Here is a 12,576-nt window from a genome sequence, read left to right on the forward strand (position 1 = left end):
TAATAAATTAAGGAGTGGTTTTTTTGAGAAGAGTATTATTTATTTTAGGTTTGGTTATCGCTTTAGGGAGCGGCATAGGCCTTTATTTTTATATGGATTATGCAAAAGGTTTGATTTCTGTGGTTTATGCCGCCACAAATATTACTGAAGATACCGTTATAAGCGCACAACAATTGAAAGTTAAAAATGTTCCAAGGGAAAGTGTGCCTTCAGGAGTTGCAGCAAGTATCAACCAGGTAGTAAATAAGTCTCTTAATTGGCCTTTAAAAGAAGGCGATCCGGTGCGGTTGGATAAGATAGAACAAAACACGAAGGCGGAGGTTGAGAATTCGCGATTAATTGCCTTCAAAACAGATTACAACGGATCCATTGCCGGTCTCGCCAAATACGGACAAACCGTCGATCTTGTTTTAACTCTTGACCCGAAACAAACAGGCAATTTATCGCTTTCAGGATATATTGTCACAGGTTTATTTATTGAAGCGACTGCTGATTCATCGGGAAAGATATTATCTTCTGCAGATATCCCGAATTTAAATAGATCAGCATCTGTTGTGAGTTTATCAGGCAGTGAGCAAACAACCGGTATCCCAACAGAAATAATAGCAAAGGTTACGTCTAAACAGTTTTTAGTAATAAAACAAGCCGAAACAATGGGAACTATTTCGTTGGGGCAGCGCGATAAGAATGCTATGGATCTATACAACATAAACAATGTTATCGAAAATTCACAGATGAATATTGGTAAAGATTTTATTGTTTCATTGCTTCAGCTTCAAAAGTAAATGTTATTGGAGGAAATCTTATGGCTGATGAAAATAAAGCGGTTAATGAGCAGGTGAAGAAAATAGTCGCGTTGTGGAGTGTGTGCAGTGTTGGAAAGTCGACACTTGCTTGCAATCTTGCCCGAAAACTGGCAAAGGAAACAAACTTAAAAATTGGGTTGTTGGATTTTTCGTTAATAACGCCCTGTCTCCACTTTTTTTTAGATCTGGAAGATAAAGAAAGCTCGATTGAATATATCCTTAAGTCTTGGCAGGATAAATATTCTTATCACGAGTTACTTAAGGAAAACGCCCACATAAATAAGAACCTTCCAAATTTATTATGTTGGACAGGATTAATAAAAAAACCTGAATTGATAGATAAACTTGGGGATATTCAAGCTCGTACAATAATCTCTGAGTTGTCCGGTCTTGTAGATATTCTCTTTATTGATGTACAAAGCGATACGCTGATTATTCCTACAGACGTATCGCTTAAAACAGCAACAGATGTTTTGGTTATTGTTGACCAGAACAGAAACACAATTGAAAACACCGCTAAATGGCTTAACAATTTGCATGCCCGAAATATGGAAATAAGCAAATTCAAACTGATCATTAACCAATATTCAAATAAGGCACTGTACACAAAAAATAAAATTGAGAGCAATCTTGCGTTGCCGTTGCTCGGAACAATTCCGGGTGTTTCCAAGGTAATTTATGATAACGCGACTGTTTCGTTGATGCCATTGTTAAAATGCGGTAAATTTGATAAATCAATTGAAAACATTCTGTTGCAGCTTCATTTATATAAAGCCGTAAAAAAACGTCGTATATTTTTTTGATGCGGAATTCGAATTGGGGGATATTTAAATGAGAATCAGTTCAGCTAAAGCTGTTGAACAAAAAGCATATGACACAGACAGCAGAAATCAACTAGATAAAACAACAAGTATTATCCAGTCAGTATTGACTGAAAATCACCAAAAATTGCTTAATGATGCTATTTACGGGGTAGGTGAATGTCAAAAACAAATCCGCAATGTAATAAAAGATATCATTCGGCATGAGAAACTGGATGTACCCGATATGAGTATCGATGAAATTGCCTGGGGCGTATATAAATTCATTATTGGGTATGATGTTATCCATGACCTTCTTCTTGATACGGAGATAACAGAAATATGCGTAAATGGTCCGTATCAAATTACTTATAAAAAGAATGGAATCAGGTATTTCGCAAAGGATATTAAGTTTACAGATCTGTCCCACCTTGAAAAAATAACAGAACGCATATTGCTCACCTGCCACTCAGAAGCCAACGAGGGCAGCCCTATGGTGGATAATGCTTGGCTTCCGGATCGAAGCAGGGTTGTAATCAATAAAAGCTCAATCGTCCCCAGCCATGGAATTACCTTAAATATCCGGAGATTCAGGGATAAAAACTTTTCCTTGGAAGAACTTGAAAAGATCGGGACGTTAAAAAAGGCTGAGAGGAGCAAATCACGCAACTCTCTTAATAAAGAGTATGAAGAGATCATAAGTATTCTGAGCGAAGAACATTCTTACCGGCAGCTTGATTTTATTCGGGATGTGGTAAGAGCGGGAGCTACTATCATAGTCAGCGGCGGGACTCACACCGGAAAAACAACTTTGATCCGTACCTTGGCCTCGATTTTCCAAGATCTTATTCCGGATGAAAACGGTCCTGGCGATCCCGAAAGCGGTTTGCGGATAATAACTATCGAAAACGGACCGGAGCTGCAGCTGGTTAAATACTACCCCGGCCTTGAGGTTGTTGAAATGCTGGAACGCGACACAAAATACAATCCTATAGGGGTAGAGGATATCTACCCGCAGGTTATGAGAATGGACCCGGATGTGATTTTGGTTGGCGAGATCCGTTTTCCGGTCGAGGCAATGTATACTTTGCGGGCCATGCGCTCCGGCCATGCAAATACAATGGCTTCAATTCATACCTATGATGCTGAATCATGCTGTCAGGAATTACGAACCAAGGTTCAAGCTATCTCCAATGTCAGTGACAAGGTAATTAACACTGAAATCGTCACGGCAGTAGATATTATTATCCAGTTAGGGATAGTGGATAGAAAAATTGAAATCACCCAAGTAGCTGAATTGGATTTGGATCCGGAGTGCAATATTGTCATTAAAGATATTTTTAAAAGAGACAGCGACGGGAAAATGATCTTTAACCCCATAAGCAAAAAACTTGCTTATCGTCTTATTGCCAAGGGCAGAAAAAATGCTGGTGATGTTAAGAGGTGGTTGGTATGACGCTTGTTCTTTGTTATGGAATAAGCATCGGGCTTTTATTGTCTGTAATTGTATGGTTTCTCGGGAAAAAAGAAAAGAAGCAAATATCAGGTTTCATAAATAAAAGAATAAACTATTTGCATGACAAAGTGAAAAATAACAATAGGATAAGTAATTTTGCAAGATATTACAATCAAAGAATCTATATTACAAATTTGAAGTTGAGCTTAAAAGCTCTTCTTTTTATTAGTATAGGGTTTTGTTTTATTGCTTTTTTCCTGTCAATAGTGATCCTTTCTGAAAAAATTCCGAATCCAATCTATCAGAATCCGGGGGCTGTAATCGTAAGCCATAATATTTTCGGGATTGTTATTTTTATGATTGTCGGCTTCATGATCCCGTGGGTATTGTTAAATTTAATCTATCACAGTATGCGAAGAATGCTGAATAAACAAGCCTTGAACACTTTCAATCTTATATTAAACAATTATATTGTGCGTAATAATCTTGAAGCTGCAACCTGGGATTCAATTGCTGCCATGCCTTCTCAAATGCGCTCTTTGTTTAGCCGAATCCAGTCCCGGGTCAATAATGGGGAAGAATTCGACACGGTTATATATAAAATATCGATACTTCTAAAACTGCAGTCTTTCAGGGATTTTTACAACGTTATCGTTTCTTCGAGAATGGCCGGGGGCAACACGGAAGATCTTTTATACAGGCTTTCAGACAAAATCAGATCAAGAAAAAACAGGGCCCAATCAATTAAAGAGGATCTTAATCCGCTAATCTCTAAAGCTGTGGCTTTTACGCTGGTAATGATTCTTACGTATTTCGGCGTAAGTCTTGTTTGGCCGGATTCAATCGCCCTGGTAAAACAATCCTCAATAGGACATCTTTATATCAATGCCATAATAATCTCCATTTTAATTGAGGCTGCTCTGTTACTGAAATTCTTATCAATGGAGGATTAAGTAAATATGAATATACTATTGATCTGTTCTATAGGAATTTCAATGGGTTTATTGCTACTTTCTGCGGCGTTTTTTATTAAGACAAACCTCAAGGAGTTTAAGAGGATAAATTCTCTGCGCACTACTGTGCTTTCATATAGACAAGCCCAAGATACTGCTTTGAAAAAACTTCGCAAAAAGACGGCAAATTATATCACGAAATTATTAAGCAAAAAGCCGGGGCATAATCGTTCGGATAACATGCTGGAAATACTCAAACAGCCTGGGAAACCAATGCCGATAGGATATGCGGAATATAAGACTTTTAAAAATGTATCCCCGTTCATATTTGCGCTCTTATTTGGCTTTGCAGGCTTTTCCACGAAAGATTTGCTGATGGCAATAGGGTTGATCTGTGCAGGCTTTTTTGTGGGGATAATAGCGCCTACGGCCATTCTTGCGTATTTTTATAACCAATACAAAAATGATCTTATCAATGAGCTGTCGGAAATTATGACCTATATTGTTGATTTAAGAAAAGCGGGGCAAACCATACCTGATTCTATTCGCGGGGCTTTATTTGCAACAAATAAATTACGGCCTCACTTAGAAAAACTCTTGCAAGAGATGTCAATAACAGGGCCAAAACCGGCACTCGCAAAATTGAGTAAAGAAACTGATATTGATGAATTGAAAAACTTAGCGGATATTTTAATGCAATCTATCACAATTGATAGTTCTAATATGGTTGCATATTTAGCAAGCCGGTCACGGGATATTGATTATATTGAAGGATTAAAAGAAGTAAGGCGGTATAAAAACAAAAAAATGCTTGTCGAAGCATTGACCGCAATTCCGTTTATTATGATCCCGATAATAATTCTTGTCCCGCTGCTATACCAGGCTAATCAAAGCCTTGGTCAAATAATGTAGGGAGGTGGCAATATGTGAAAAAAATTGTCTGCTATCTGACAACAGTATTGCGTGATGAAAGGGGGGATCTTGTTCAAAATATCGTCTTGCTGTTTGGCGGCATTCTAGCAACGATAGGCATTGCAGTGATTCTATATAATACAATAACATCCAAAATAGCAAATGACTCGGCCGGAATGAGCAAACTTAATTAAGAAGGGGGGTTATTTTTTTATGGGAAAAACTCTAAAAAACCTTTATCAGGATGAAGGCGGTGATTTAGTCCAAAACATCATCTGGATCTTCGGTGGTGTTCTGGCCACGGTGGCAGCCGTATCGGTGTTGTTTGTTACAATCCGGGGCAAATTGACGGATATGAATACCAGTATAACAAATATCACCACTCCATAATTAAAATATTCCTCACCGTGAGGAGGAAGGGAGAGGGCGGATAGTATATGTTCAGACGTATACTATCCGCTTAAAATTATGCTTAAATTACTAAAAAAACAAATGAAAAATCCTGATAATGAACGCGGATCTACCTTGATTGAATTCTTGATTGTCTTTGCCTTATGGATGGCGATATTCTTCACATTTATATCGATGTTTTTCCTTAATAACTTACAGGGTTCAATGGTTAATGCCGTGAATCTCGGGTTGGAAAGGGCTGCTATTGTTGGAGGAACTACGACAGAGGTCCGAAATCTAATTAAAGATCAACTGAAACACACCGGCGTCGATACTGGTTTATTTTCGATTACAGGGTCGGGCAGTGATACAAGCCGCGTTGCTTATGGACAATATATAACAATTTCCATAACAGGACCCCGAAAATTTACTGATTGGTCAAGCGGGAACCCGGTTTCCAAATCGGAGACGGTTACAGTAACCAAAACAATCATGAGTCAATATTTGCCTTAAATGAGGGTGTTTATGAAGAAGCTATATAAAATAATAAAAGACGACCGGGGTTCAACTTTAATTGAACTGCTGATTTTTTTGGGTATTTTTCTAGCCCTTATTGGCTGGGCGACGGATTACTACCACGCAATAAACATAAAACGAGGAATAACAGACAGTATAAAATTTGCCGCTTTAGCGGCCAGCCAGCAAACCGACCAGGCCAGATTAAACCAAGGTATTTTGGCTATAGACTCAACGCAAGCGGATGTTGTTTTTTTAGAGATGTTAAAGAAAAATTTATCTTTGGACAATAACCTCAATCCGCTACCGGGCTCGCCGGTGATTTATGTTAATAAAGCAACGCTTTATTATCAAACCTATAATTCTGATGTTTTGCCGGCAGTAAGCCCGATAGACAGTCACGCTATCACTGAGCCGTCCTATGTGGTTTATATTGAAGTCAGAGTAAGTCGCGGCTTAACACAAATCGTAAATTCAACTCCATATTGGACTATTAAAGTAGCCAAAGACGCTGCTTTAAAAATCTCACCATAATTTGAAATGTAAGGATGATGCAAGAAATGGTCAATGATTTAGCATTTTTGGTACCTTTAATGATGCTGTCAATTTGTGTTTTGACGGATTGGCGGAAGCGGAAAATATATAATTGGGTGACAATACCCGGTTTTGTTATTGGGATAATTTATATCATATACGCCAAAACATATTCAGTAAGTTATGGCTTTTCTTTTTTATTCCTTTTCTTAATTCTCTTATTCGTCTATTCCCACGGGGCGATGAGGGGAGGTGATGTTAAATTGCTGATGGCTCTCAGCCTGTTTTTAACACCCGGGGCCTTCTTCTTTAATTCAGCTCTCTTCATGTTTTCAGCTTTCTTTTATTTCTTTTTCCAAACTGTACGGGTTAAAGGCTTATCCCAAACTATTAATGATGTAAAAACAGATTCCCTTGTTTTGATAGCTATCGGAGAAAATAATAATTCCTTTGCAAATGGTGTAGAAAGCAGGTTTTTCCCCGGCGGCGGAGCCGCTTTGATCTCTTTATGCTATATAGTTACATCATTCTTGTTTTCGTATTAAAATTATTTCTAAGGGGATGTGGATATGGTGAAATGGGAATTGGATGTTTCGGATAACTTAAATCAAAGAACGGAAGGATTTAGTGCTTCGATAGGGATGAGCAGGGAAAGGTTTATCACGCTTGCCATATTGTCTCAGCTGGAGGAAATGGAGATGAATATGGACGAACGTCGCAAAACTGCTGACCCGTCGGAGAAAAAAACACTTTCCCAAACCTATATTAAAATAGGTGATGAGGATGTTCCGGTAGGTCCGAAAGGAGGATACGACCATGTTAAAGTTAAGAGTTAAAACATTTTCTATTCTGCTTCTTGTTTTGTCCTTGATTCTTTTTGGGTGCAGTTCCAAAAAGGCCGAGCCGGTACAAAATGTTCCGGTCCAGCAGGATACCCAGACTCAAAAAAATATTCAAAGCCCGGAAAAGGAGCTTGAGCCGATTAAAGAGGCTGAACCTGAGCAAGTTCCACAGCCGGAAGTCAAAAGCGAAACAAAAGCTGAGTCCAGTGCTGAGCCCAAAGTCCAGCCAAAGCCTGAGCCGGATCAGCCAAGCAAGCCGGAGCCGGAGCAGAAACCTCCCGCCAACTCCGGGTTATCTTTGTATAGCTTGGGGCATCAGGTTGATGTCCAAAACAATGTTACCAAAACAGACAAAGAGAAAGTCGTTTATGAAGCGGCCGCCAGGTGGCTGGTAGAGTTCAAATCTACCGATTATAAAAAGCTTGAGGCAATGTCGCAAATGCCGGGAAGCAGTTACACGACGGCAAATTTCCAAAATTCGTTGGACAACTTTTATCCGAATTTCAAATCGGAAAGCATCAAAAATAAGGATACCAGACAAGTGAAGTCTTTATGCCTTGACGATATAAGTTTTAGCCAAATCCCCCAGTTAAATAATCAAGAAGGGGCTTTCCTGAAGTTGACCATCGTAATTAATGCAGCGCAAAATGGGGGCAACTATTGGGTAAGCAAATATGAAGAAAGAATTATTTTGCTTCAGGCAAACGGGGTTTGGAAGGTTGATTCTGAAGAAAACACCCAGCTGAAGATGTAGGGGGGTATACCTATGAATTTAATAGCCAAAGATGAATTGTATCAGTTCCGTAAATTCAACAACAAATACGAAAGGGAGTTGCGCAGCTCAGTTTACCAGGAAATTATGCCCGCCATGAGTTCCGGGGAGATTCTGGACGTTATTGCCGGCAATAAAAGCATGATGTTCTCTATGTCTCTCAAGCAAATAAAAAGGCATAACGATTACTTTGAGGGGGATATCGACTTCAAAAAGATGGCTGCGGCGGAAAATATTACGTACCCCGATAAAACTACTTTGATCGTAAAAACGACGCATGCCTGCAACTTGCATTGCCCGTATTGTTACGACGTGATGTTTCGTAAGGATCTTAATGCGGAAGGCAACAAGATCACGCTGGAAGTGGTCACGCAGATTTTAAAAGTGTTCAAAGACGTGAATGTCGGCACCTGGATATGGCACGGCGGGGAGCCTTTGCTGATCGGGAAAGAATTCTATGAAGAGGCAAATGCCCTGATCAAGCAGCAATTCAAGAAAGCAAATATTTGCATGCAATCCAATTTGACGCTGATTGACGATGAGAACGCCGCTTTGTTAAGGAAGTGGAACATCCGGCCGGGGTTTAGTTTCGATGGCTTAACAAACCATTTGACCCGGAAAAATACCAATAGATTAATGCGGTCCATTGCCACAGCGGATAAAAACGAAGTCTTGGGCGGCGCAATCATGATCATTACGAAAGATAATATCCACCAAATGATTGACGAATATGAATACTTTAAGCGCTTAGGCCTGGGCTGCAAGATGAATCTCATCTTTGCGGCCCATAAAAATATGAATTCCTATACCCTGGACGGGAAAATGACTGCCGAGAAGATTTGCCAATTCTTTGACTATTGGATTTTAGATACTTATAGGCCTGCTGATTCTGATCTGTGCGAGAGATATTTAATGGCCACTTTGGATGCTGGCGGTTCGTGCGCTTTTACGGACTGCGCAGGGAAGGATTACTGGTTTTCAACTCAGCCCGACGGTACGATTTATCATTGCGGCCGGGACTGGCCGGAGAGCGCTTCCGTGTCCTTCGGGAATATTTTTGAGATGGAATCGGTTCAGGATATCTTAAATCATCCCAATCATAAAAGATGGCACGAGGGAACCCGGCGGATGCTGCAGCATTGCAGCGATTGTGATTATTTCTACAGCTGCCATAGCGGCTGCTACAATGACAACATCCAGTATGACTTGTCAATGAATAAACCGGAGCCTGATAATTGCTACACGCACCAGCACGTGATCAGCCATATCATAAGCCTTATTAATGAAATTGATTTTGACGATATGCCGAAATATAACCCGAGATTCTTAAACTTTTTATTCCGGCATCAATTCAGGAGCGCCAAGATGATGAAAAATATTTTAGAAGAATCTATTAAACGGATCGAAACTCCTGTTAATGCGGAAAATAAGCTAAAGGAGTTTCTCGTTATTTAAGAGAGGTTGATATTTATGATCAATATTTTTAAGAAAAAACAAAAATTCCAACCCCCAAACCAGCCAAAGGAACTGTACTTCTCAGTTCCTTTATTGTTTGACTATGGGTATATTCAGGAATTGACAAGGCTTAACAGCCAGGATAAGACGAAGTATAAGATCCGCTCTGTTTATAACAGTTTGCCTGTTACTTCCTATGCAAAATCAGGGCATGAACATGGCCGGTCAGTTAATTTGCAGGAAGATAGCGGTAGAATCCGGACCCTGGAAGATTTGAGGCCCTATATAAAAGAACTTTCAGAAAACGGGTTGGCGTTCATTTATCTGATGAATAATATCTCAACCATTTCCCTGTATGACTTTGAATCGAATATTCCCCAACTGAAGCAGTTTGTCGAGCATCTGGCGGATATTGGGGTGCGAAGCATTACGGTTGGAAGCCAGCTTCTCGCCGACTTCCTGAAAGATGAATTCAGCGGGTTGGCAGTAAACGCCTCAACGATGATGGATATTCGGTCAATCAACCAAGCGAAGTATGTCAGCGAGAATCTAGGGATCTCCAATATCATTCCTGCATCCGATCTTAATAAGGATTTTGCTTTTATTGAATCGTTTAAAAAGCTGCTGCCTGGTGTTGGCTTGGAATTGATGGCTGATGAGGGCTGCATATTTTGTTGTCCGACCAAGAATATTCACTATGCCTTGTTTGGCAAGCAGGAAAACATTCATAAATGTAGCCCGTTATTCCGGGAATTCCCTAAATTCATTTGCGATCAGATTACCTTTAAAAGTCCGGCAATTCAAATGGTGCTGAACCGGATTATTTACCCTTGGGAAATCCCTTGTTATGAGAAAATGGGGGTCAACAGCATCAAGCTTGTTGGCAGGGATCACCCCAAGCCGGAATTGGTCAATAAGATTAAGGCCTATATGCTTGGCGTTACCGATCCGGAATATGCATTGAATGAATTCTATAACACTTACAATTCGCGTTTTATGAACAACGTTTTCCATCCGTACGGGACGCTGAAGATGAAGGAAATATTTGAGTTTTTGCCGAAGCTCGATTATTTCATGGAAAATAAGCCGCAATGCGCCGCCAAGTGCGGGGCTATATGCAAGTATTGTTTTAGTAAAGCGGAACAGATTGAGAATTATGTTGCGGGGAAAGGGCAGGCAGATCCATTATCCTGTGCAGTAGGTGAATGACATGGCAAGAACCTTTTCTAGATTGAAAAAATTGCTGTTTGCCTTTCTTTCATTAAGCATCCTTCATACTTCAATAACCCAAGACCTGGTTCTTGACAACAATCATCCGGATCGGCCCAAAGCCAAGGAGGGCAAATACTCCAAGGCTTTGGGCCTTAAGTTTTCCTTGCAGCCCGAAAAGGCGTTCGCTTGGGTGGAATGGTCCTGGCCCAACTCTGGATGGAGCAATTATCAAAATTATGGCGCATATAGTGATGTCTACAACAATACTTATGGCAATTACGTAAATTGGAACGCAAATTACAATAATGCTGGTGTTTGGGAAAACCATTCGCAATGGGAAAATCATAGTGAAACATGGAGCCAATATTCGAATTGGACTGCTTATTCGAATTACAGTAACTACAGCAACTACAGTAATTATGGTGATTGGGGCGCATATAGCAATTATTCCAATTATAGCGATTGGAATAACTGGACACCGCCCCCGTCGGTTGTCGCAAGTGTACAGGCCGTTGCATTTCCAGACACCACAATTCAGATTACAGCAACAACAACCGGAACCACCACTTCCGTCACTGTGACGAATACTTTTAATTCAACAGTAATTGCCTTTACAAATACCGGCGGAAATACATGGGTGGGATATTTTAATATCCCTGCCAGGACAACTGTTCAGCCGATAACTTTTTATGTTACCGCCAGTAATAGTTACGGATCGAGCAATGCTGTTGCCGTCACAAACGTAAAACACTTTCAAAATGTAATTACCCGGTAAATTAAAGCATCATTGCTATTGTTCGGAATGTTCTAAAGATATTTTGTTTATAAGGAGTGTTACCATGAATATTATGTTAAATAATTACTGCAACTTAAATTGTTCATATTGCTTTGCAAATTGTAATCTGAAGAACAAGGTTGATATTTCTGATGATAATTATGGATATATAATCAATTTCTTTAAGAAGTCGGCGCATGTTGATTTAAGATTGCTCGGGGGGGAGCCGACACTGCATCCGAATTTTGAAAAATGGGTGAATCAAGGAACAGACGATCCATTTTTCCGGAGAATTCAGATTTTCACCAATGCCATTGCTTTGGAAAATGCATTGAGCCGCTCGATAGTGGATAATAAGGTTTCGTTTTTGATTAATTTGAATGGGCCCGATGTGATCGGTGAAAATCTATATAATAAGACAATAGACAATGTAGAAAACCTGGTATTTGAATATCGCAGAAGAAATATCGAACCTCAAGTTACGCTCGGCATTAATATCTTCGAGCCGAATTTTAAATATCAATATATTATTGAGCAAAGCAAAAGACTAAAATTAAAGACCATACGATATAGTATTACGGTTCCCTCGGATAATAAGCAGAATGGCAGTCTTGAACATTATGAAAGTTTTGTTCCTGGATTAGTTGACTTCTTAGATGATTGCCATAAAAATGGGATTTCTCCTCATGTTGATTGCAATAATCCACCCAAGTGTATTTTTACTAATGAGCAGCTTGTAAATTTCATTTACTCAGGTTTTGATCTTATCCATAAGGGAATATGTTCACCGGTTATGGATATACGGCCCGACTTGAGCGTCGCCCGATGTTTCGTTTTTGAAGATTATCTAAGGGTAAATATTAAAGATTTTAATACCGTTCGAGATGTCAACGATTTTTTTCTGCGTGAGATTGACAGTAAAAGATATAGCAGTCTAGCGTTTAAGCAATGCGCTGGATGCAGGTTCTGGGACGAAAAGAAATGTATCGGCGGTTGTTTAGGTTATAATATCGAGGGAAAATCATCTGCTTGCTGTGCAGGATAGGTTTCCTCACTGCCGCATAAATATTAACAATTATAATTATAAAATAAGGAAGTTGATTTATCTTTATCCTAAGCTCCAACAAAATGCAACTTAGAGCAAGTTACTCTG

The 12,576-nt window shown here is 39.6% G+C and carries 16 protein-coding genes; all 16 read left to right on the forward strand.

What is annotated here, in order from left to right:
* Positions 1-14 precede the first annotated feature (14 nt).
* On the forward strand, positions 15-785 hold the full coding sequence (locus DEHRE_RS01940) for an SAF domain-containing protein (RefSeq protein ID WP_242837011.1): 771 nt from the start codon (positions 15-17) through the stop codon (positions 783-785).
* A 20-nt stretch (positions 786-805) separates the two neighbouring features.
* Entirely contained in the window at positions 806-1,609 is an 804-nt protein-coding gene (locus DEHRE_RS01945) for a nucleotide-binding protein (protein WP_038603060.1), read from the forward strand.
* 28 nt (positions 1,610-1,637) lie between these two features.
* Positions 1,638-3,062 carry an ATPase, T2SS/T4P/T4SS family gene (locus DEHRE_RS01950; RefSeq protein ID WP_025205151.1) on the forward strand — a complete coding sequence of 475 codons (1,425 nt, stop codon included), beginning with the start codon at positions 1,638-1,640 and terminating at the stop codon, positions 3,060-3,062.
* A gap of 266 nt (positions 3,063-3,328) precedes the next feature.
* The gene (locus DEHRE_RS01955) at positions 3,329-4,015 is read left to right on the forward strand and encodes a type II secretion system F family protein (protein ID WP_242837012.1); all 687 of its coding nucleotides are present in this window, start codon (positions 3,329-3,331) and stop codon (positions 4,013-4,015) included.
* A gap of 6 nt (positions 4,016-4,021) precedes the next feature.
* Positions 4,022-4,927 (forward strand): hypothetical protein, encoded by a 906-nt coding sequence (locus DEHRE_RS01960; RefSeq protein WP_025205153.1) that lies wholly within the window; start codon positions 4,022-4,024, stop codon positions 4,925-4,927.
* 14 nt (positions 4,928-4,941) lie between these two features.
* On the forward strand, positions 4,942-5,121 hold the full coding sequence (locus DEHRE_RS01965) for a hypothetical protein (RefSeq protein ID WP_025205154.1): 180 nt from the start codon (positions 4,942-4,944) through the stop codon (positions 5,119-5,121).
* 19 nt (positions 5,122-5,140) lie between these two features.
* On the forward strand, positions 5,141-5,317 hold the full coding sequence (locus DEHRE_RS14955; RefSeq protein WP_167539422.1) for a hypothetical protein: 177 nt from the start codon (positions 5,141-5,143) through the stop codon (positions 5,315-5,317).
* A gap of 102 nt (positions 5,318-5,419) precedes the next feature.
* Positions 5,420-5,830, forward strand: coding sequence for a TadE/TadG family type IV pilus assembly protein (locus DEHRE_RS01970; RefSeq protein ID WP_242837013.1), 411 nt, complete (start codon positions 5,420-5,422; stop codon positions 5,828-5,830).
* Between the two features lie 12 nt (positions 5,831-5,842).
* Positions 5,843-6,367 carry a TadE/TadG family type IV pilus assembly protein gene (locus DEHRE_RS01975; protein WP_025205157.1) on the forward strand — a complete coding sequence of 175 codons (525 nt, stop codon included), beginning with the start codon at positions 5,843-5,845 and terminating at the stop codon, positions 6,365-6,367.
* Positions 6,368-6,393: 26 nt separating this feature from the next.
* Positions 6,394-6,912, forward strand: a complete 519-nt coding sequence (locus tag DEHRE_RS14275) for a prepilin peptidase (protein ID WP_141690677.1) — start codon at positions 6,394-6,396, stop codon at positions 6,910-6,912.
* 24 nt (positions 6,913-6,936) lie between these two features.
* The gene (locus tag DEHRE_RS01990) at positions 6,937-7,203 is read left to right on the forward strand and encodes a hypothetical protein (protein ID WP_025205159.1); all 267 of its coding nucleotides are present in this window, start codon (positions 6,937-6,939) and stop codon (positions 7,201-7,203) included.
* Positions 7,184-7,963, forward strand: a complete 780-nt coding sequence (locus DEHRE_RS01995) for a hypothetical protein (protein ID WP_025205160.1) — start codon at positions 7,184-7,186, stop codon at positions 7,961-7,963. The genes DEHRE_RS01990 and DEHRE_RS01995 overlap by 20 nt, the downstream gene beginning before the upstream one ends.
* Positions 7,964-7,975: 12 nt before the next feature.
* Positions 7,976-9,436: a radical SAM/SPASM domain-containing protein gene (locus tag DEHRE_RS02000; RefSeq protein ID WP_025205161.1), complete on the forward strand. Its 1,461-nt coding sequence runs from the start codon at positions 7,976-7,978 to the stop codon at positions 9,434-9,436.
* A 15-nt stretch (positions 9,437-9,451) separates the two neighbouring features.
* Positions 9,452-10,645, forward strand: coding sequence for a U32 family peptidase (locus tag DEHRE_RS02005; RefSeq protein ID WP_025205162.1), 1,194 nt, complete (start codon positions 9,452-9,454; stop codon positions 10,643-10,645).
* A gap of 1 nt (position 10,646) precedes the next feature.
* Entirely contained in the window at positions 10,647-11,423 is a 777-nt protein-coding gene (locus DEHRE_RS02010) for a hypothetical protein (RefSeq protein WP_025205163.1), read from the forward strand.
* 64 nt (positions 11,424-11,487) lie between these two features.
* A complete protein-coding gene (locus DEHRE_RS02015; RefSeq protein WP_025205164.1) occupies positions 11,488-12,468 on the forward strand; it encodes a radical SAM protein in 981 nt (326 codons plus the stop codon).
* Positions 12,469-12,576: the final 108 nt, after the last annotated feature.

The sequence above is a fragment of the Dehalobacter restrictus DSM 9455 genome (assembly GCF_000512895.1).
GTDB classification, from domain to species: domain Bacteria; phylum Bacillota; class Desulfitobacteriia; order Desulfitobacteriales; family Syntrophobotulaceae; genus Dehalobacter; species Dehalobacter restrictus.